Origin of the sequence: Leifsonia sp. 21MFCrub1.1, from assembly GCF_900107895.1 — a bacterium.
Taxonomy (GTDB): Bacteria; Actinomycetota; Actinomycetes; order Actinomycetales; family Microbacteriaceae; genus Leifsonia; species Leifsonia soli.
This window is the reverse complement of the sequence record NZ_LT629867.1, coordinates 50,161-71,417: the sequence shown is the minus strand read 5'-3', so window position 1 is coordinate 71,417 and position 21,257 is coordinate 50,161. Positions and strand designations below refer to the sequence as shown.

Genomic DNA, 21,257 nt, shown 5'->3' with positions numbered 1-21,257 from the left:
TCATCACGGAAGGTTGCTCAGAACCTCCTGCGAAAGAGGCGCGAACTCATCGCCGGATTCAGTCCACGGGTAGGTCATGATCACCCAGTACTGTCCGTTGAACATCTGCAGGGTGCCGTTGTTGTAATACGCGGCATCCCCGAGCCCAGAGACCGGGGTGCCTAGCGCGGCATCGTTCTGCAACTGCGTCATCGTCCCTCGGTCGACGATTTTTGCAACCGAGATGTCCATGTTGACGCCGCCGGACTCACGCATCCACCGGCAGCTGACACCGTTCCAGGTGAGAGCTTTTGCCGCGAGTGTTCCAGCAGTCGGTGTCCACCCGGTCAGGCCCGACAGCGTCGGGCTGTAGTCATACATTTGCTGGGGAGTTGCGACCTGGTCGCAACGAAGATTGACGACCTGACCGATCGACGTGTCTGCCGGCGGCGCATCTGTGGGCGCCATTGCCTTCCATAGGTTGTTGAGCTGGGCGCCCGAAACGACACCGGGGAAGACCGACGGCCTGTAGATCATTCCCTCCCACTGTTTGCTGGTCGTCAGCGTTCCGGTCGGTGGGTAGCTGCAGCTGCCCCCGACGCAGAGCCACCCCGCTGCGCTTGTGTCATTGGCGGGTTCGGCCTGGGGGGTGACACCGGTCGGAATGATCTGCTTGTCGGTCATGATTCGCAGGTTTTGGCCGATCGAGTCCCATACGCCTGTGACCAGCACCCACTTGTTCGGAGAAATGCCGGTGCTGCTGGTAGCGCAAGCGGTTGCCTGAGTGACCAAGACCGTCCGGCAGAATTGCGGATTGCCGCTTGCGTCAGTGCCGAGCGTGAACGCGGCCGCGGAGGAGGTGTTCTCCGACATGGCAACGTGTGGCACACCCTGCACTGCGGAGCCGGACAGGTATACGTAGGCCGATGCCGTGAAGCTGGTCTTGGTGTCGATGGCGGTGCGTTCGGATGCTGCCGCCTGAGAGGTGCTCGAGGCCGCGAGGAATGTGGTCGGGATGCCTCGGAACGCTCCAGAGACAAGGGAGAGCGGTGCCCCGAGAAGCTGGCGAGTGTTGGTGCCCACGGATCCGGAGGTCGTATTCAGGTCCGGGACTGAAGTTGCGGTCGTCGCTAGCGAGGACGAGTCCCAGATGTGACCGTTGATCACACTCACGTTGGTGTTATCCGGGCTTGCACCGACGGACAGCCCGCCGACCGAGAACGTCGCAGGAGCGGTTTGTGACGGCCGTCCGGCTGAGTTGTAGCTGGCGACCCACAGCGTCGAAGAGGTGTCCACCGGAGCGACTGGAATGTCGATCGTGCTGAGGCTCCCAGCAGCAGGGCACACGTACGTAACGGGCCCGGAGGTGGTCGAGCATGAGGGCAACGGCTGGTTGACCTGGACCGGTGTCAGCGCCGGTGACTGGGTCGGGGCTGGCGGCGCCCCGGGCGTCCACCAGTATGCGAACAGGACGTCTCCGTCGCTTGCGGCGCCTGTGAACTTGACGGTCATTAAGCTACCCACGACGGGTGTGCCGGTTGACGTCTTCGTGATGATGGGGACGGCGGGGCTGGCGTTCGTCGCGCGCAAGTAGCAGTCCCCGGACACGCCTCCGGACGCTATCCCGTCACTCGACTGGGCGTGCCACCGGTAGTCGTTCCCAGTGACCAGCGTATTGGCGGCGATGGTCGTGCTGACGGTTCCTGAGCCGCTTGCAGTCTGGGTCTTGCTGAAGGACGTGTTGGTCACCCCAAGGAGCGAGAACGTTGTGGTGAGGTTTTGCCCGTCCGAGTCGCTCACGTTCGCCGCGAGTGTGATCGGCTGCGTGAGATCGAGCGGCGTGGGGTTGTTCTTATCCGTAGAGCACACTCGTGGCGGGCTGGTGTACTTCTGCCCGGACGGCGTTGCAGGAATGGTGTTGTAGTTGACGGTGATCGACGCCGCGAGGTCGAAGTGACGGCGTGTGAGCTGGTCGGTTTCACTCTGTGCCCGCAGCCCGATCTGTACCTTGCCGCTGCCGGTGCTCGCCGCCCATGCAAGGGCATCTGTCACCGCGAAGCCAACGGCGGTCGAGCCGGCGCACACCCCGGCCGGAGGCAAAGCCTTCGTATCCTGAAGCGTGCCCCACTGGTTGGGGTCGGTGTTCCAAGTGAACCCCGGATTTGCATTTCCGTATCGGTACGCCGAGATGTTCCTCGCCGAACAGGTATTCGACCACTTCTCGGTGGCGTTGAAAGTCGCGCCGAGGATCTGCTTTCCGTTCAGCGGCGAGGTGCCGAACTCCCAGAACGCACGGGAGAGATAATTGGGGCTTCCAGCTCCAACACTCTGGTAACCGTCGGCATACTGGCCGTTGAGGTAGGACTGTGTCGGGTATGCCTGGTCGGTGAACCAGTACGCTTGCGCGCCAACCGACCAGTCCGGGTCGACGAAGATCGGATACTTCACGTTCGGAGTCGCTGCGATTGAGGCGACGTCGAGCGACACACTTGATTCAGCGCTGGTGTGATTAACCGGGCGGAGACCACCGTCGCCGGCCGGGCCGCCGGCGTCGCTGCCGCTGGTCGAGGAGTCCCACCAGACCGGCGAGGAAGACATCGCCGTCGCCCCTTTCGCGGTTTGAGCTATCAGAGACCGGTTCGCATCCATAGACACCTGTGCGCCTGAGATCGAAAGGGATAGGTTCGCAAGTGCCGAGTTTGTTGCGGCGGCTTGCGTTTTAACCACTAGGACCTGTGACATGCCAGCTGGTGTTGCGGTCAGGCGGAGGTCGACGCCTGGAAGTACGTCCGGATAGGTCGCGTTCGCGTTGTCCACTCTCGGCGCCGGCAGTGCACCCAGAGGCCAAGTCTCTGACACCCATGAGCCGTCCGCGAGCTGAACAGAAGCTAGTGGCCCGTTGCCTCCGGCGGAGAACCGAACGGGAGATGCGCTTGCCTTGGGCACCAGCACACCATCTTGCGCGTTCAGGGACTCATCGACGGCAACCCAAGTGGTCCCCCGCCGTACGCGAACCGGAAGCGTGTTGGACACGTAGCGCATCGTGCCGTCGGGAAGCGCGGAAGTCTCGCTGGTCGGCGTTGTGGCGCCGTCGATGACCACTGAATGACCGTACTTTGACGCGATTGCGGAAGCCGAAATAGCATCGCCGGCTGTTCCCGAATCCGCTGGGCCAGCTGGCGCAGCGTTTGAGGGGCTGGCGACCAAGCTCAAGGAGCCTGTGACGAGAAGCAGAGCGATCGCGCCTGAGAGTTTTCGACTGAAGCCATGCGTGGTCAAAGACCGCACCGTTCCCCCCAATTTTCAGTTTCGGCTCCCCCTGGAGTCGATCTGAAGCTATCGGCTCAGAAAGCTGGTTGGGATGAGAGACTTCTCAGACGAACCATTGGTCTGCCCCCAGTTCGGGTGGTGCCGGCGAGCGTTCAGACGCGCTCTTCCGTCGCGGCTATGCCCTCGCTTACAAGCAAGATCGACAGCAGCGAGACTCTCTCACTGCTAGAAGTGAGCGACATTCGATCGAATGTCTTTGGGAAGTCCTCGTGCCACTCCGAAGCCAAACGCCCAGCCTGGTATCTCGCTGCAGCGAGCTGAGCCGCGAAAAGGCACGCCAGGGGTCGGCAGTTAGTGGACTATCTCCTGAGCCTGCAAATCGAGCATCAAGGAACACCAGTATGAAGATGGGGACGAAGCTGGACTCAAGTCGAGGAAATCCCTGGTCAGACCCGAAAAGTCGATTTTAGGACAGATTTGCTCGATTTATGGGGGAGCCCATCGGCGGAGACGGAGGGATTTGAACCCTCGGTCCCCTTACGGGGACTCCACCTTAGCAGGGTGGTGCACTAGGCCTGACTATGCGACGTCTCCAGCGCGCCCGCGAACGGACGCACGACAGTCATCATAACGGACGTTGCCGGGGCGGCCGGACACGTCCGCTCAGGCGCCGGCCGGGAGGTTCTGGGCGACGGTGCCGAGGATCTCACTGATCAGGATGATCGACCAGACCACCGACAGCACGAGCGAGACGACGTACGCCGCGATCGCGACCCAGAGCGGCGCCAGCCCCCGGCCGCCGGCGACACCGCGCACGACGACGCTGCGGCCGATCGGGTAGACGATGCCGAGGAACGACCACGCCCAGTGGAAGGGCCGCTCCATGCCGCGACGCAGCAACTCGCGGTAGTCGAGCCACGAGAAGACGATCATCGCCGCCGCGAGCACCCAGCTCAGGCCGAGGACCACGAAATAGATCGGGCCGCCCACGAGGGCGAACGGGTCCGTGAGCACGGCGCTCGAACCGTCGGCCGAGAAGCGGAACATCGGCTGCGGGTGCAGGAGGAACAGCAGGAGGCCGCTGGCGACCGGGAGGACGGCGACCAGCCAGATCCACACGGTGTAGAGCGGGGTGCCCGGCGCCAGGGGGCGGCGTCGCGCGGGTGCGTACGCGGTGGGCGCCGCTGCGAGCTGGTCGCCCCAGCGGGAGCCGTCCCACCAGCGCAGCGCGCCGGACCCGTTCGGGTCCGGGTACCAGCCGGCCGCGGGCGTGGTCTGGTCGGTCATCGCGGCCTCAGGAGTCGTGGCCGACGGCGGGCTCGCCAACGAACTGGTGCGACTCGCCGGCGAGCTCCGGCCAGTCCTCGGCGTCCGCGATCCGCACCCAGGCGCCCTTGGCTTCGCTCCGGCCCGCGGGCACGGCGGAGGCGACCTCGCGGCCGATCAGGTCGTCGGCGCGATCGGTGGGGAGGTCCACGACGAGGTCCGTGCCGTCGAGGTAGGCGAACAGGCGGCCGTGCACGTGGAGCCCGGTGGCGGTCACCGACACGTCGAGATCGGGGTCCTCCAGCAGCTGGGCTGCAAGCAGCTCGAACGAAGCGACGGGGGTGTCGGTCATGCGGATCCTCTCGGCCGGATGCGGACCCGGAGGGGCGCGCCGGGTCGGCACGCTCCGGGCGGTCGCACTGGCGCGATCCTATCGTCACCCGCCGGGCCGCAGCGGTGAGGCGTGCCCGCGGCGACGGACCGCGCGCTACGCGTCGCCGACCAGCCGCTGCAGGATGCGCAGCAGGGTCGCCCGCTCATCCTCGGCCAGCGGATCGAAGAGCCGGTCGAGGACGCGATCGGCGACGGCGTGCCCGGCCGCGAGCACCCGGCGGCCCTCGTCGGTCAGTGCGTGCTCGATGCGCCGGCCCTGCCCCGCCGTGCGGACGATCAGCCCGCGGCCGGCCAGGCGGTTCGCGAGCGTCCCGAACGCCTGATCGCTCTGGAACGTCGTGACGGCCAGGTCGTGGCCGGAGGCGTTGGGCATCCGGTCGATCGCCCGGAGCGCATCCCACTGCACCAGGGACACGCCGACCTCCTGCAGGGCGGCATCCATGGTGCGGTGGTCGCGGTACTGCGCACGCTTGATCGCCAGACCCAGGGCTTCCAGATTCGTCGTCACGGTGCTAACTTATCAACATTCGTATATAAACATGTTGAGTTAGGACCAGCCATGCCCCCCTCGCTTCCCGCCGACGTGGAATTCCTCCGCGCCGGAGACCCGGCCGCACCCGTCGCCCTCGTGCTGCACGGCGGAGGCGGCCCGCAGACCGTCGCCCCGCTCGTCTCCCACCTCGCCGAGACCCACCGCGTCCTCGCCCCCACCCACCCGGGCTGGAACGGCACGGCCCTCCCCGATGACATCCGCTCCGTCGGAGACCTCGCCGCCGCATACCTCGACCGGCTGCTCGCCGACCGGATGCGCGATGTGACGCTGGTCGGCTCGTCCATCGGCGGGTGGATCGCGCTCGAGATGGCGGTGCGCGCCGCCGGGGACGAGAGCTATGCGGGCGTCATCCGCGCTGTCGTCGACATCGACGGGGTCGGCGTCGTCGTCGACGGCGAGCCGATCGCGGACTTCTTCGCCCTTGACCCACGCGGCCTCGCCGAGGCCGCGTGGCACGACCCGGAGCGCGGGTACATCGACCCCGCCGCCCTCACCGCCGAGCAGCGCGCCATCCAGCAGTCCAACGGGCAGACCATGGCGACGATGGCGGGCCGATCGATGAGCGACCCCGGCCTGCTCTCGCGGCTCGGCGCCATCCGCATCCCGGCCCTCGTCGCGTTCGGCGAGAGCGACCGCATCGCGACGCCGGCCTACGGGCGTGCGGTCGCCGATGCGATCCCGGGGGCGGAGTTCGCCGAGGTCCCGGCCGCCGGGAACCTTCCGCACCTGGAGAACCCGGGCGCGACCTGGGCGGTCATCGACCCGTTCCTGGCCGCATCCCGCTGAGCCCGCACTCCCGAGGGCTCACCCGGCGTGACCCTGGACGAACCGGGATGCGGCGATGTCGATGAGCTCGGCGTCCGGGACCAGCGGCGGGATGGACGGGTCGTCCGGGAGGTCGATGGAGGCCGTCAGCCGGATGTCCTGCGACGACGCCCCGACATCGATGCGGAACTCCCCGCCCTCGAGCCGCCAGAGGCCGGTGCGTCCGTCGGGACGGACCGCAGCGGAGTCCCAGTACGCGAAATCACGCCCCTCCAGCGAGAAGCCGACCGTCCGGGACTCGCCCGGCTTGAGGTGCACCTTCTCAAAACCGCGCAGTTCGCGGACCGGCCGGTGCACCTCCGCGTCCGGGTCGCCGACGTAGAGCTGGACGACCTCGTCCCCGGCCCGGTCGCCGTCGTTGCCGATCGTCACCGTCACGTTCACCGATCCGGTCTCCGGATCCACCACATCCACCCGAAGATCGCGGTACGAGAAGGTCGTGTATGAGAGCCCGTGCCCAAAGGGGTAGCGCACGCGCCGGTTAAGCGCGTCGTACCAGCGGTAGCCGATGAAGACGCCCTCGCCGTAGAGCACGGTGCCGCGCTCGCCGATCCAGTTCGGGAAGCCGGGGGTGTCCTCGACGGCGAGCGGGAAGGTCTCCGCGACCTTGCCGGAGGGGGTGGTCCGGCCGAAGAGCACATCGGCGATGGCGTGGCCGGTGCCCTGTCCGCTCAGCCAGGCCTCCACGATCGCGTCGACCCGATCGTGCCAGGGGTCCATCGAGACGGGCGATCCGTTGGAGAGCACCACGGTCAGCAACGCGCCCGTCCGTTCCCGGACGTCGGCCAGCCGCGAGATCAGGGCGACCTGGTCGGCCGGGAGGTCGAGACTGTCCCGGTCGTTCGCCTCCTGCTCGTACGAGAGAGGCAGGCCGGCGAAGACGACGATCGACTCGGCCTGCTCGGCCACGGCCACGGCTTCATCGATGAGCCGGAGCGCCTCGGCCGAGAGCGGACCCCGGCCGGCATGCTGTACAGCCTCCGCGAGCTGCAGCTCCTTCGCCAGGGTCGCCGAGCGCCGGGCGACCCGCGGCTTCTCCTCGTCATGCGGGATGCCATGAGCGGCGAGGATCGCGAGGTTGTCGTCCTGATATGCGTTCTTCGTCGCATAGACGTATCCCGGAGCGAACGCGACACGCTCCCCCGCGATGGCGCGGATGGCCTCGAGCGGGAGATCGACGCGGGTCGGGTCGACGCCGGACGACCCGCCGCCCTGGATGCGCGCGTGCTCGGCGAAGGCGCCGATCACCGCGATCCCGGCGTCACTCGCTTCCGGCAGGGGAAGGACCGGCGCCGTCGCGTCCGTGCCCGGCTCGTTGCGCAGCAGCGTGATGCACGCGGCGGCGGCCTCCCGGGCGAGTGCGTGATGCTCGTCGGCGCGCAGCAGAGCGAGCTGCTCGGCGGTCAGCCGGTCGCCAGCGGTGTGGCCGAGATCCATCACCGGGCCGTTGACGCGGTCGGCCCCGGGGTACGCCCGCGCGACGAGCGTCAGCACCCGGCGTGCCGCGTCATCCACCACGGACTCCTCCAGCTCTCCCGCGCGCACGGCCGCCACGATCTCCGCGTCGGTCCGGCCGCCGGTGCCCGGCATCTCCAGATCCAGCCCTGCCCGCACGGCGGCCACGCGGTCGTGGACCGCGTTCCAGTCCGAGACCACAGCGCCGCGATAGCCCCAGTCCTGGCGGAGGACGTCGGTCAGCAGCCAGCGGTTCTGCGACGCGTGCACGCCGAGCAGCCGGTTGTACGAGCACATCACCGTCCACGGGTCGGCCGTGCGCACGACGCGCTCGAATGCGGACAGGTACGTCTCGCGCAGCGTGCGCTCGTCGGCGACGACGGAGATCCGCGTCCGCTCGATCTCCTGGTTGTTCGCCGCGAAGTGCTTCAGCGACGTCCCGACACCGGTCGACTGGACGCCGTCGACGTAGGCGGCGCCCAGTTCGCCGGAGTGCCGGGGATCTTCGGAGAAGTACTCGAAGTTGCGTCCGCACAGGGGCGATCTCTTCATGTTCACCCCTGGCCCGAGGACGACCTGCACGCCTTCGGCCCGCGCCTCGGCGCCGATGGCGGCCCCGACCCGGCGGACGAGCTCCCTGTCCCATGACGCTCCCAGCGCCGAAGCGGTCGGGAAGCCGGTGGCCGGCACCCAGACCATGTCGACGCCGGTCTCCTTGCGGAGCCCGTGCGGGCCGTCCCCCACCTCGATGGCGGGGACGGGTGCGGGGAGTCCCGGGCGGTCGATCGCCTGGGTGAACCAGTCGTCCACTCCGGAGAGCAGGGACGCCTTCTCCTCGAGGGTGAGCGCTGCGAGGGTCTCCTCGACGTCGAACGGCGGCACGTGCATCGATGGTTCCTTATCTCAGAGGGCGGTCTGCAGGAGGCCCGCTGCGCTCCGGTCCACGAGGAACCGGGGGGATGCGCACTGGGTGACGATGGTCGCCGGCCAGCTCGGTTCGTACGCCTCGGCCGCGGCGAGCCGCTGGACCGTCGACTGCTTGTGCTCCCCGGTGACGACCATGATGACGGCCCGGGAGAGCTCGCGGATGGTGCGGATGCCGACGGTCACCCCGTAGCGCGGAGCTTCATCCAGGCTCTTCAGCGTCGGGAACGTCCCGAGGTTGTCGCGCCGCGTGTCGTCGCCCAGCGCGACCACCCGGGTGACGGTGTCGGCGCCGGAGCCGACCGGGTTCAGCGCGACATGCCCGTCGGACGCGCCCGACGCGAGCAGGAAGACGTCGATCCCCCCGACCTCCTCGATGGCGCGGTCGTAATCGCCGTCCGCCGCCTGGGGATCCGGCGACCAGAGGTTCCCGTCGGGGATCCGGCGCCCGGGCCGGGCGACGGCGTTCAACCGCTCCACGATGTCGCGGCGTCCGAAACCGACGCAGCTGTGCGGAAGCGACTCGTCCACGGCGCGGAAGCCGCCCGCGGTCTTATCCACGTACTCGTCCATGAGGACGATGACGACGCCGCTGAGGTCGAGGTCGCGCTCGATCACCAGGAGGGCGAGCTGCTGGTACGTGGTGAGCGGGCTGCGTCCGCTCGGGCAGCCCAGCACGAACCGGCGCCCCTCCGCGGAGGCGGTCTCGATCGCATCGGCGATCTGGGTCGCGGCCGCACGTCCGACGTCGTCGGGGGAGTCGAGGATTTCGGGCGCGATGAACATGGGGACTCCTTGTCTGGGAAGGGGAGAGGGGCGAACGGACGCTCAGCGGACGCTGGAGGATCCACTCACTCCTTGATCGCGCCGTTGAGCACGCCGCTGATGAAGTGCCGTTGGAAGAACGCGTAGAGGATCAGGACGGGGACGGCGACGATCACCGACGCGGCGGCCATCAGGTTCACGTCGAGGGTGTTCTTCCCCTGGAAGACGCCGAGCGCCAGCGTCACCGGCTGGATGGCCGGATCGGCGATGAACACCAGCGACAGGAAGAAGTCGTTCCATGTCCACATGAAGGACAGCAGAGCCAGCGTCAGCACCGCCGGCCGCGAGATCGGCAGCAGCACCTGCCACAGGATCCGCCACGACCGGGCGCCGTCCATCTCTGCGGCCTCGATCAGCGAGGGAGGGACGGCCCGGAAGGTCGCCCGCATCCAGAACGCGCCGAAGGGGACGCCCATCCCGATCTGGATGATGATGAGCCCGAGCCAGGAGTTGGTCAGCCCGATGGACTGGAACGTGTAGTAGAGCGGGATGATGAACACCTCGGCCGAGATCATCAGGCCGAGCAGGATCACCGGGAACAGGACTTTCTGGCCCGCGACCCCGAGCACGCCGAAGGCGAAGCCGGACAGGATGGCGAGGACCGTCTGCCCGACCACCGCGCCGACGGTGATGACCGTCGAGGCGATCATGGCCGAGCCGAACCCGCCCGCGTTCCACGCGGTGATGAAGTTGCTCCACTGCGGGTGGAGCAGGTCGAGCTGGCCGCTGCGGTTCGGGCTGAGGGCGGTGAACAGGAACCAGACCACCGGGAACAGCACGAAGATCGAGACCAGGATCAGGACCGAGTGGTTCAGCACACGCTCTGCGCGGGAGATCATGCGTTCTTCTCCTCAGAGAGTCGGGTGATGACGAGGGCGACGAGCAGGCAGACGGCCGCGAGGATGATGCCGATCGCTGCTGCCATCCCCACATCCGGGTTCAGGAACGCCTTGCGATAGAGAAGGAGCGCGGGGGTCGTCGTGGAGCTGCCCGGGCCTCCCTGGGTGGTGATCCAGACCAGGTCGAATGTCCGGAGGGCGCCGGTGACGGTGAGCGTCAGGGCGACGGCGACCTGACCCTTGAGGCCGGGGAGGGTGATCGAGAAGAACTCGCGGATCGGCCCGGCGCCGTCGATGCGCGCCTGTTCGAACAGTTCGCCGGGAATCGCGGCGACGCCGGCGACGAACAGGACCATGCAGAGTCCCATCGCCGTCCACGTTCCGATGACGCCGAGCGCGGGAAGCGCCCACGTGAAGTCGCCGAGCCAGTTCTTGGCCAGGTCGCCGAGCCCGACGGCCCGCAGCGCCGAGTTGAGGGGTCCGTCCGGGCCGTAGATGCGCTTCCAGATCACGGCGACGACGACGCTGGTGAGCACCTGAGGAAGAAAGAGCAGCCAGCGGTACACGCCGCTCCCCGTCGTCCTCCCCCGCCCGAGCAGCGCGGCCGAGAGCAGCCCGAGGGCGATCGGGATCAGCGCGAAGAAGACCACGAGGACGAGCACGTGGCCCAGCGACTCGAGGAGGGCCGGGTCGGTGAAGAACGACACGTAGTTGCTGACGCCGACGAACCGCGCCGCGGTGATCCCGTCCCACCGATAGAAGGAGTAGTTCACGCTCTGCAGGATCGGGACGATGACGACGAATCCGTAGAACAGCAGGGCGGGCGCCGCGAACGCGAGCCCGAGCCAGCGGCGCCGGCGCATCCGCGGCGAGAGCGCCCGCGCCCGCGTCGCCCGGCTTCGGGCCACCGGTGCAGCGGCCGAGACCTCCGGCCGCTGCACCAGTTCGGATGAGGACATCTGTCTCAGCCCTTCGTCCGCTGAGCCTGGAAGGCGTCGTAGTCCTTCTGGCCCGCCTCGGCGAGCTGCTTCGGCGTGACCTGGCCCGCGTACAGCTGCTGCAGCTGGCCGCCCATGGTGTCGAGCATCGTCGGAGTGGACCAGTCGAAGTACGGCGTGTAGCCGTTGCTCTTGTCCAGGGCCTGCTGCGCTGCGATCTCGCTGGCGAGCTCGGGGTTCCCCGACGGAATCTCCAGGTCGGAGTGCAGCAGGGGGAGGAAGCCGTGATCGACCGCCAGCTGCGCCGCGGTCTTGCTCGCCATGAAGTCGAGGAACGCCGCGGCGGCGTCGGGGTTCTTCGACTTGGCCGAGATCGCCAGGTTGGCGGCCGATGCGCCGGTGCCGACGATCTTCCCGCCGTCCACCTGGGGCAGCTGCACGTAGCCGAAGGTCTGCTTCTGGGCGTCGCTGAACGACAGGCTGCCGGTGTACTCGAAGCGGAACGCCGCCTTCCCGGCGAGGAAGTCGTTCTGCGCATCGGCGTACTGGATGCCCGCCGAGTTCGGCGTGAACCAGCCGGCGTCCGACCACTTCTTCACGTCGGTCGCCGCCTGCACGATGCCCGTGTCCGTGATCGGCACTGTGCCGTTCGAGTAGACGAAGTCGCCGATCTTGTCCGCGGCTGCGTACAGGTTCTGCGTGGCGAACAGGATCGCGGTCGACGAGCCCTTGTCGACCGAGCCGTACGCGATCGGCACCTCGCCGGCCGCCTTCACAGCTGCCGCATCCTTCTCGAAGTCGGCCAGGGTCGCGGGAACGGGGAGGCCCAGCTTGTCGAGGATCTCCTTGTTGTAATACAGGCCGATCAGCGACGACCGGGCCGCCGGCGTCGCGTAGAGCGAACCGGTTCCCATCTGCTTCCCGTCGGAGGTGAACTCCGTCTGGCGTGCGATGGTGTCCGGGAACTCCTTGTCCCAGCCGTAGAGCCGGGAGTACGCGTCCAGGTTCAGGATGCGGCCGCCCTTGGCCAGCGTCCCCATGGCCTGCCAGCCGTTGTTGACCAGGGCGATGTCCGGTCCGTTCGGGTCTGCGAGACGCAGCCCGACGGTGTTGTTGACCTGGCCCCAGTCCTGCGTGGTCCGCTTGATGGTGATGTTGGGGTGCTTCTTCTCGAAGGCCGTGACGACCGAGTCCATCCACTTGCCCTCGTCGTTCTGCCAGAAGTCCAGAATCTTGAGAGTGACGTCCTTGCCGGACACATCTTTGGATACCGGGCGGGACGAAGCGTCCGCCGCGGTCGATCCACCCGGTGCGCACGCTGACAGGCCCAAGGCCAGTCCTGCCGCCAGAGCAACTGCCCCGACGAGGTGACGCTTCTTCATGCGAGTCTCCCTTAACCCGTGCCGTGTGTTCGCGCCGCTGTTCGGCGCAGAAGCAACGCTAGGCATAAGCAGCTCAGTTAGTCCACTTGGCGGCGAATTTAGAACCATTGTCGGGACTGGTATGGCTAATCCGGCTCCGCACAGCGACCAACGGGCGCAGAGGTGAGCGGACCAGTGCACAGTTTGGTTGTTTCTCGCCGACGAACTGGCATAACTGGGCTCTCGATGACTAACGTGAACGGGGCGCCGAGCACCGGCGACCAAGCCGGATCACACGAGGAAGAGCGACATGGCGCAGTTGATTGGCATCGACATCGGCGGAACCAAGACGCATGTCGTGGTCGAGGCCGACGGCGCGAACCTCGACCGCCCCGTCCGTACCGAGCTCGTCGTGTCCTCGTCCGACTGGCGCGCCGGGCTGGGCGACGCCGCCGCCGACGCCCGCGGCCTCACCCGGCTGCTTGTCGAGAACTTCGGCAGCGGCGTCCTCGCCTCCGCCCTGGCGGTCGGAGCGCACGGCTGCGAGAACACCGAGCAGTGCCACGACCTGGAACGCGCCCTCGGCGCGATGATCGACGGACCGGTCGTCGTCGTGAACGATTCGGAGCTGATCCCGCCGGCGATGGGCGCGGAGCGCGCGATCGGCGTCGTCGTCGGCACCGGGTCCATCGCGACCGCACGGGATGCGCGCGGCGCGCTGGTGAGCGCCGGCGGCTGGGGATGGTTCCTCGGCGACGAAGGCAGCGCCCCCGGCCTCGTCAGGGAGGCGACACGGGCCGTCCTCGACAGCCGCGACCGGGGCGAGCCGCTCGACGCGCTCGGCCGGCGGCTGTTCGCCGCATTCGACGCCGGCAACGGGGACGAACTCGCGCTCGCCGTCACCGAGACGGGATCGGCCGAGGCACTCGGCGAGCGCGCACCCGAGGTCTTCGCGGCGGCCGACGACGGCTCCGACCTGGCGGTGACCGTCGTGCGCGACGCCGGCGCCCACCTCGCAGCACTGGTCGACCGGCTCCTGCTCCGCGGCATCGCGGCGGACTCCGTCGTGGCCGGCGGCTCGGTGATCGAACGCCAGCCCCGGCTCCAGCACGCCTTCGCGTCGGCTCTCGCCGACCGGCGGCCCGGTCTCGCCCTGCGCATCCTCGACAGACCGCCGGTGGAGGGCGCCGTCGCGCTTGCCCGCGGTCTCTCCCCCGCTTTCCGTTGACCCCCTCGATAACGATCGGAGACATCCACCCCATGAAAGTCACGCTCATCGGCGCCGGAAGCCGCGAGTTCGCCGGCACCATCATCCGCGACCTCCTCCTGAGCGAGCCGATCGCCGAGGAAGGCCTCGATATCGTGCTCATGGACATCGCCGCGGGGCCGCTCGCGGAGATGGAGGGCTACGCGCGCGGCGTCATCGACCGGCTGGGCCACGCGGCCTCGGTCTCCACGACCACCGATCTGGACACCGCCGTCACCGGCGCGGACTTCGTGGTGACCGCGATCGAAGTCGACCGCTACCGCTACTGGTCGCAGGACTTCACCGTTCCCCGCACGTTCGGGTTCCGCCAGATCTACGGCGAGAACGGCGGCCCGGGCGGCCTGTTCCACGCCCTGCGGCAGTTCGGACCCCTGCTGGAGATCGCGCGGGCGATCGAGCGGCTCGCGCCCGACGCGCTGTTCCTCAACTTCTCGAACCCCGAGCACAAGGTGTGCGAGGCCATAACCAGGCTCACCAACGTGAAGGTCGTCGGCCTGTGCCACGGGTACTTCCAGGGCGCCCGCCAGGTCTCCGCGCTGCTCGATCGGCCGCTCGACGAGCTCGACCTCGCGGCGGCCGGGATCAACCACTTCACCTGGTTCCAGCGGATCCGCGACCGGAAGACGGGCGAGGACCTCTACCCGCGCCTGCGCGAGCTGGAGCACAGTGCGAACTGGGTCTCCGACTGGCACGAGGTGGGCCTCTCCCGCATCCTGTTCCGCCGTTTCGGACTGTGGCCCTCGCCGAGCGCCAACCACATCGGCGAGTACCTCGCGTGGGCCGACGACTACGTGCCGGCGCAGCTCCAGTACTTCCACGACCCCGCCGACGGCTCCCCGTGGAGGGAGGGCGCCGAGACGCCCGAGTGGTACTACGAGATCCGGTTCGCCGACACCGAGCGCCCGTTCCAGTCGCCGAAGCACGCGCAGAAGGCGCTCGAGGACACCCTCGAGGACCGCCCCCTCGTGTCGTCGGAGGAGCTCGCCATCCCGATCATCGAGTGGGTCGCCTGCGGCGTCGAGCGCGACCTCCCGGCCGTGAACCTCCCCAACCGGGGAGCGATCCCGGGCCTGCCGGACGACATGGTCGTCGAGGTCGCGGCACGGGTCGAGGACGGCGAGCTCGTCCCGATCCCGGTCGAGCCGCTCCCGGAGGCGGTGTTCGCGATGGTCCGTCTGCAGGGCAGCATCCACAAGCTGCTGGTCGAGGCGTACGTGGAGCAGTCGAAGGCCAAGCTGCTGCAGGCGATCCTCCTCGACCCGGTCGTCGACTCCCACAACCGCGCGGTCGCCATGATGGACGAACTGCTGGAGCTGCAGAAGGACATCCTTCCCCCGCTGCACTGACCCCAAGCACCGCGAAAGGCCTCCGATCCCGGCGGATCGGAGGCCTTTCGCGCGTCGGCTACTCGGCGCGGTAGAGGTCCGCGTGGAAGCGATAGGCGTCTCCGCGGTACGTGTTGAGCCCGAGCAGCACGGGAGCGCCCGCCCGGTCGTAGGCGATCTCGCGCCCGACCAGCACCGGGCTGCCCGGCTGGATGCGCAGCAGCCCCGTCAGGTCGGCGGTCACCGCCTGCGCCTGCACGCTGTAGGCACTGCGGAAGATCTTCACCGAACAGTAGGTCTGGAGGCTCTCGTACAGGGAGGCGTCGGTGAGGTCGACCTCCACGAGGGGCTGCGCGAGCGCGAGCGGCATGACGTTGCGGTCGACGCAGATTGGCGTGGAGTTCATGCCGCGCAGGCGCACGAGTTCGAGCACCTCCGCTCCCGGCGCGATGCCCAGCTGGTTGGCCTCATCGAGCGTGGCCGACCGCACGGTCTTCTCCAGCACCTGCGCGGTGGGCGTGTGCCCGCGCTGCCGGGCCATCTCGGTGAAGCTCTCCAGGGTGCTGGGCGGCTCGCCGACGGTCGGGCTGGGCACGAACCACCCCCGCTGCGGCGACCGGGCGACGCGGCCCTGACGCTCCAGCTCCTCCAGTGCCATCCGGACCGTGCTCCGGCTCACATGCATGCTCTCGGCCAGGAGCCGCTCGCCCGGCAGCTTCGTGCCCGGCTGATAGATCCCGTGGTTGATCGCCGTGCCGATCTCGCGCGAGACACGAGTGGTGATGGTCGGGGTCTTCACACCAGCCAACATACCAATCGGTGCCGCGGGCGGCGATCTGACGCTCAGTGGTACAACTGGGCGTCACGAGCAGGCGCTGCCGGAGAGAGCACCGAAGGCCCCGTCGAATCCTGCACGCGCGAGAGAACCGGGGAGCGCGAATGGCGTGAGGCCGTCCGCGCTCCCGGTCGTGGCGGTCGGCGCCCGAGCCTGCCGCCGTGTGCTGACGACTCCCACCCGAAGGGTGCCGACGCACGCCCGTGATGGTGGACCGGCACCGCGCGGGTGCCGGCCCACCATCGTGGGGTCTTACTCCGCCTGACGGCGTCGGCGGATCACCAGGAACGCGGCTCCTGCACCCATGAGCAGCAGGGCGAGGACGCCCGGTGCGACGAGGTCGCTCCCCGTGAACGCGAGTCCGGTGCCGGGTGCGGGCGGGGTGATCGGCGTGCTGGTGTCGCAGCTGCCGGCCGGGTCGCACGAGCCGCCCGCGTCGACCGGCGGATCCACCTTGTTGAACAGGCGACCGTTGCCGCCGTCAGGGGTGTTCACCGTGACCGAGTAGGTGACCGTCACGGTCGCTCCGATGCCCAAGGCACCGGCCCAGGTGAGGGTCGTCCCGTCGAGTACCGCACCCTGGGTGGCGTCACCGTTATAGGTGGCATCATCCAGCACGTCGCTCATGTCGTCGCTGAACTTCGCCGGCGACGAGGCCGAGTAGGCGAGCTGCCCGGTGTTGGTCACCGTGATGGTGTAGATCACCTTCGCGCCCGGCTTGACGGCGTTCGTGGTCGACACCGACTTGTTCACCGTGTAGGAGCCGACGGGGGTGTCCGTCGTGCACGAGGAGGCCGGGTCGCACTGGCCGCCCGGAGAGGAGGGGACCACTCCGTTGACCAGACGGTGGTTACCGGCATCCGGGCTGTTCACCGTCACCGAGTAGGTGACCGTGACGGTCTGGCCGACCGGGAGGGCGCCGGACCACGACAGCACCGGTGCGGCGTAGGTCGCACCGTTGTCCGCGTCGTTGCCGTAGGTGGCGTCATCGAGCACGTTCGTCAGGTCGTCGGTGAAGGACGCCGGGTTCTGCGCCGTGTAGGCCACGGCGCCCGTGTTCTTCACGGTGACGGTGTAGGTGATCTTCGCGCCGGGCGTGGTGCTCCCGGCGGAGGCCGCCTTGGAGACCGTGTAGGAGCCGGACGGGATCTGCACGGTGCACGCCGCATCGGTGCTGCCAGGAGGGCAGCCGCCACCGTTGCCGGGCGGCGTGACGACCGTGTTGTCCAGGTGCTTGTCGCCGGCGTCGGGATCATCGACCGTCACCGAGTAGGTGACCGTGACGGTCTGGCCGACCGGGAGGGCGCCGGACCACGAGAGCACCGGTGCGGCGTAGGTCGCGCCGCCTGTGGCGTCACCGTTGTAGGTGGCGTCATCCAGCACGCTCGACAGGTCGTCGGTGAAGGACGCCGGCGCCGCAGCCGTGTAGTCGGCCGCTCCGGTGTTGGTCACCGTGATCGTGTACGTGACCTTCGCGCCGGGGGTCACCTCGGTGGCGTCGGCCTTCTTGACCACGCTGAAGGCCTGCACCGGGTTGCTGGTGGTGCAGTCCCCCGGCGCCGCGCAGGAGCCGCCGTTGTCGGGGTCACCCGTGACGGCGTTGGTGAGCGTCCCGTCGCCGGTGCCGGCCGGACCGACCTTCACCTGGTAGGTGATGGTCTGGGGCGTTCCGACCGCGAGCGGGCCGGACCAGGTCAGCGTGGTGTTGTTCACCACCGCGCCGTTGCTGGCCGAGCCGGCGACGTAGGTCGCGTCGTCGAGGACCTTCGACAGGTCGTCGGTGATGGTCGCCGGAGCCGCGTCCGTGTAGTCGGCCGTGCCCGTGTTCGTCAAGGTCACGGTGTAGGTGACCACGTCGCCCGGGTGCACCGGGCCGGTCGCCGACGAGGTCTTGGCCACCGTGTACGAACGCACCGGGTTCTCCGTCACGCACGACGACGCGGGCTGGCACGAGCCTCCGTCCCCGGGAACGGCCGCATTGCTCAGCGTGTGATCGCCGGCGTCCGGGTCGTTCACGGTGACCGTGTACGTCACCGTGTGGGATGCGCCGGCCGCGAGCGCGCCCGACCACGAGAGCGTCGGGGCCGCATAGGTGGCTCCGCCGTTCGCGTCGTTGCCGTACGTCGCGTCATCCAAGACCGCCGACAGGTCGTCGCTGAAGGAGGCCGGGTTCGCCGCGGTGAAGTCGCCCGTTCCGTTGTTCGTGACCGTCACCGTGTATGTGACCTTCTGGCCCGGTGCGACCGAGCCGGACGGGGACGAGCTCTTGGTCACGGTGAACGAGCGCACATCGGTCGTGGTGGTGCACGATGCCGCCGGGTCGCACCCGCCGCCGGGCGAGTTCGGCCGGACCGTGTTGGTCATCACCGTGTCGCCCGTGTCCGGGTTGTTCACCTTCACCGCGTACGTGATCACCACCGTCGCACCGGCCGCGAGGGCGCCGGACCACGTCAGGGTGTTGCCGTTCACCGTGGCACCGTTGTCCGGGCCGCTGACGATCGCCCCGTCGTCCAGCACCCGCGACAGGTCGTCGGTCAGAGTGGCCGGAGCCTGCGCGGTGTAGTCGATCGCGCCGGTGTTGTGCACGGTGATCGTGTACGTCACGGTGTCGCCCGCGGTCACCTCTGTGGTGGAGGCCGCTTTGGCGACCGTGTACGACCCCGACGGGATGTTGACCGTACAGGCCGGGTTCCCCGCGTTCGTGTCGCAGTCGCCGCCGATGCCCGGCGGGGTGACGACCGTGTTGTTCAGGTGCTGGTCGCCGGCGTCCGGGTCGTCGACCGTCACCGAGTAGGTGACGGTCACCGTGTCGCCCGCGGCCAGGGCGCCCGACCACGAGAGCGTCGGAGCGGCGTAGGTCGCACCGCCGGTGGCGTCGTTGTTGTAGGTGGCGTCATCCAGGACCGCCGTCAGGTCATCGTTGAACGACGCGGGAGCCGCCGCGGTGTAGTCCACGACGCCGGTGTTCTTCACCGTGATCGTGTACGTCACCTTCTGGCCGGGCACCACGTCGGTGCGGTCGGCCGTCTTGGTCACCGAGAACGACTGCACCGGGGTGGTCGTGGTGCAGTCCGCCGCGGTGTCGCACGTCCCACCGTTGGTGCCGGGAGTCACCGCGTTGGTCAGGTTGTGGTCGCCGGAGTCAGGCGAATCGACCTTCACCGAGTAGGTGATCGTCGCGGTCTCGCCGACGGCCAGCGGTCCGGACCAGGACAGCGTGGATCCCGTCACGGTCGGAGCAGCCGAGGTGGAGCCTGCGGAGAACGACACTGCGGCATCGCCGTTGTAGACGGCGTCGTCGAGCACGCCAGACAGGTTGTCGGAGATCGTCGCGGGGTTCGCGGCGGTGTACGGGACGTTACCGGTGTTCTTCACCGTGACCGTGTAGGTCAGGTTGCCGCCGGGCTGCACGGTCGCGGCCGACGCGGCCTTGGAGACGGTGTACGCCGGGTTCGGGCACAGCACGGTCGACTGCACCTGCGCGTCGAAACCCTCGTTGGTGTAGAAGCTCTTGATCTGAACGAGAATCGTGTTCAGGCCGGTCTGCCAACCAGTGGTCAGTGCCGTCTGCGCGGCATTTGCCAGCTGGAACCCGGCGTACTGATAGGGATTGGCCGTGCTCTGCGGCAGGTTCGCACCGGACTGCGGGATGTTGTTCACCCAGACACCCGCCACCGAGTTGTCGGCCAGCCACTTCATGTCGAGCGCGAAACTCGCCGGGTCCACCGCAGCGTCGAGGTTGAACTGGTACCGGTAGTACCAATCCCCGCTTCCGTTGGACTGGTTCTGGACGCCCACGCCGGCGTAGTTCGCCGAGATCCACTGTGCGTTGCCTGCCGGGCTGGGAGCCCAGGCTCCTGGTGCCGCGTTACCGACCACAGCGGGAGCGAACGTGGTGCCGGCAGGCGGAAGCACCGGGTTCGGGTTCGTCGACGGGGTCGTGGTGCTCGGGTTGTGGTAGAAACCGTCGACGCCTCCGGCGACGGTCCACCGGGCATCATTCGAACCCGTCGCGGCCTGCCCGCCAGTGCCCGCGTCGTAGCCGGTGTTGAAGATGGCCGGGTCGGTCGTGCACCCGATGTTCGGGATCGGGAGGTCGGAGAAGGTGACCGTCGTGTCGGCGGGCGGGTTCAATCCGGTCTCCGTCACGTTGCCCGGGCCGTTCGTGAAGCTCCCCGCGACCGGAGAGGTCACCTGCACCGTGATCGTGCAGGAGGTCTGGCCCGCGGCAAGAGTGCCGTTGGTGACGGCGATCGAGGTGCCGCCGGCGGCCGCGGTCGTGGTCGCGTTACAGGTGCCGCCGACCGTGCCGTTGGCCAGGGTGAGGCCGGACGGAAGCGTGTCGGTGAAGCCCCATCCCGTCTTCGAGGCGAGTTCGCTCGTGTTCGTGACCGTGAAGGTCAGAGTGGAGGTGCCGCCGGTCTGCACGGAGGTCGGGGAGAAGGCCTTGTCCAGCTGCGGGGTCACATCCAGGATGCGAATGTTGTCGAAAGCGGCATCATTGCCGTTACCAGAGCCGTTCGCGTTCCGAAGCCGGATGCCCAGCGAGGAGCCGCTGAACAGCAGCGAGCCGTTAGAGGTGTAGGTCCCGACGTTGATTGCCTGTGCCGGGATGGACCCACTCGCAGGGACATTCACAGTCTGCGTGGAAGAACAAGCGTTGATCTGCCCGCCGACATTAGTGGCGGTACCCGACTGGTTCAAGAACGCAAACTGGTACAGAGGTGCCGATACCTGGCAGTTCATGGCTGACGTGTCGACGCTGAAGGTCAGGAACCGGCCCGACGAGGATGCCAGCGGGATGTTGCTCGCCGTCTGGAACTCCGTGGCGTTAGCCCCAGGATTGTTCTCAGTGAATGCCGTGACCGCGTGGTTATCGGCCGGAGTCGCAGAGCCGCTATGCACCCCCAGCGCATAAGCCAGCTGGTTCACCGACGCCGTGTAAACGGCACTCGCGCAGTTGCCCAGGCTCGTAGTGGGCGTGTTGAAGCTCCGAATCTGCCCATTACAGCTTGTCAGCCACACGTTGTCCGCCGTGTACTTCTGCCCGGTCGCCCCCGTGTACGCGGTCAGCCCCACCGGAGTGTTCCCGACACCGTTCTCGAAGTTCTCCTGGAAGACGGTGGTGGGAGTGGAGGGTGTGCCCGGGTTCCCGGGTGCCGCCTGCGCGGGAAGAACACCCAGAAGAGCTGCCGCGCTCAG

At 68.1% G+C, this 21,257-nt stretch carries 14 protein-coding genes and 1 tRNA gene; 3 read left to right on the top strand and 12 right to left on the bottom strand.

Annotation, left to right across the window (positions count from 1 at the left end; genetic code table 11):
- Nucleotides 1-3: 3 nt before the first annotated feature.
- The 5 genes from BLW09_RS18780 to BLW09_RS00305 form a co-directional block, all read right to left on the bottom strand.
- Complete coding sequence (locus BLW09_RS18780) at nt 4-3,081, bottom strand: hypothetical protein (RefSeq protein WP_157696852.1); 3,078 nt, start codon at nt 3,079-3,081, stop codon at nt 4-6.
- Nucleotides 3,082-3,754: 673 nt separating this feature from the next.
- Nucleotides 3,755-3,843: transfer RNA gene (locus BLW09_RS00320), tRNA-Ser, on the bottom strand.
- Nucleotides 3,844-3,912: 69 nt separating this feature from the next.
- A complete protein-coding gene (locus BLW09_RS00315; protein ID WP_089907092.1) occupies nt 3,913-4,536 on the bottom strand; it encodes a DUF2510 domain-containing protein in 624 nt (207 codons plus the stop codon).
- A gap of 7 nt (nt 4,537-4,543) precedes the next feature.
- On the bottom strand, nt 4,544-4,867 hold the full coding sequence (locus tag BLW09_RS00310) for a hypothetical protein (protein ID WP_089907090.1): 324 nt from the start codon (nt 4,865-4,867) through the stop codon (nt 4,544-4,546).
- A 135-nt stretch (nt 4,868-5,002) separates the two neighbouring features.
- A complete protein-coding gene (locus tag BLW09_RS00305; protein WP_089907088.1) occupies nt 5,003-5,416 on the bottom strand; it encodes a MarR family winged helix-turn-helix transcriptional regulator in 414 nt (137 codons plus the stop codon).
- A gap of 51 nt (nt 5,417-5,467) precedes the next feature.
- Here BLW09_RS00305 and BLW09_RS00300 point away from each other — a divergent pair, with 51 nt between their 5' ends.
- A complete protein-coding gene (locus BLW09_RS00300; RefSeq protein WP_089907086.1) occupies nt 5,468-6,247 on the top strand; it encodes an alpha/beta fold hydrolase in 780 nt (259 codons plus the stop codon).
- Nucleotides 6,248-6,265: 18 nt separating this feature from the next.
- On the opposite strand, the gene BLW09_RS00295 is transcribed toward BLW09_RS00300, so the two are convergent.
- The 5 genes from BLW09_RS00295 to BLW09_RS00275 form a co-directional block, all read right to left on the bottom strand.
- A complete protein-coding gene (locus BLW09_RS00295) occupies nt 6,266-8,629 on the bottom strand; it encodes a beta-glucosidase family protein (RefSeq protein ID WP_089907085.1) in 2,364 nt (787 codons plus the stop codon).
- 15 nt (nt 8,630-8,644) lie between these two features.
- On the bottom strand, nt 8,645-9,451 hold the full coding sequence (locus BLW09_RS00290) for a 6-phosphogluconolactonase (protein ID WP_089907082.1): 807 nt from the start codon (nt 9,449-9,451) through the stop codon (nt 8,645-8,647).
- A 65-nt stretch (nt 9,452-9,516) separates the two neighbouring features.
- Nucleotides 9,517-10,329, bottom strand: coding sequence for a carbohydrate ABC transporter permease (locus BLW09_RS00285; protein ID WP_089907080.1), 813 nt, complete (start codon nt 10,327-10,329; stop codon nt 9,517-9,519).
- Nucleotides 10,326-11,288 carry a carbohydrate ABC transporter permease gene (locus BLW09_RS00280; RefSeq protein WP_197682039.1) on the bottom strand — a complete coding sequence of 321 codons (963 nt, stop codon included), beginning with the start codon at nt 11,286-11,288 and terminating at the stop codon, nt 10,326-10,328. The genes BLW09_RS00285 and BLW09_RS00280 overlap by 4 nt, the downstream gene beginning before the upstream one ends.
- Before the next feature lie 5 nt (nt 11,289-11,293).
- Nucleotides 11,294-12,526 (bottom strand): ABC transporter substrate-binding protein, encoded by a 1,233-nt coding sequence (locus BLW09_RS00275; protein WP_157696851.1) that lies wholly within the window; start codon nt 12,524-12,526, stop codon nt 11,294-11,296.
- Between the two features lie 412 nt (nt 12,527-12,938).
- On the opposite strand from BLW09_RS00275, the gene BLW09_RS00270 reads away from it, so the two are divergent.
- Both BLW09_RS00270 and BLW09_RS00265 read left to right on the top strand, forming a co-directional pair.
- Nucleotides 12,939-13,856 (top strand): N-acetylglucosamine kinase, encoded by a 918-nt coding sequence (locus BLW09_RS00270; protein WP_197682038.1) that lies wholly within the window; start codon nt 12,939-12,941, stop codon nt 13,854-13,856.
- A gap of 32 nt (nt 13,857-13,888) precedes the next feature.
- Nucleotides 13,889-15,241 carry a family 4 glycosyl hydrolase gene (locus BLW09_RS00265; RefSeq protein ID WP_089907077.1) on the top strand — a complete coding sequence of 451 codons (1,353 nt, stop codon included), beginning with the start codon at nt 13,889-13,891 and terminating at the stop codon, nt 15,239-15,241.
- A gap of 58 nt (nt 15,242-15,299) precedes the next feature.
- Here BLW09_RS00265 and BLW09_RS00260 read toward each other — a convergent pair whose 3' ends face one another.
- Nucleotides 15,300-16,019: a GntR family transcriptional regulator gene (locus tag BLW09_RS00260; RefSeq protein WP_197682037.1), complete on the bottom strand. Its 720-nt coding sequence runs from the start codon at nt 16,017-16,019 to the stop codon at nt 15,300-15,302.
- 288 nt (nt 16,020-16,307) lie between these two features.
- On the bottom strand, nt 16,308-20,522 hold the full coding sequence (locus BLW09_RS00255; protein WP_231946958.1) for a beta strand repeat-containing protein: 4,215 nt from the start codon (nt 20,520-20,522) through the stop codon (nt 16,308-16,310).
- Nucleotides 20,523-21,257: the final 735 nt, after the last annotated feature.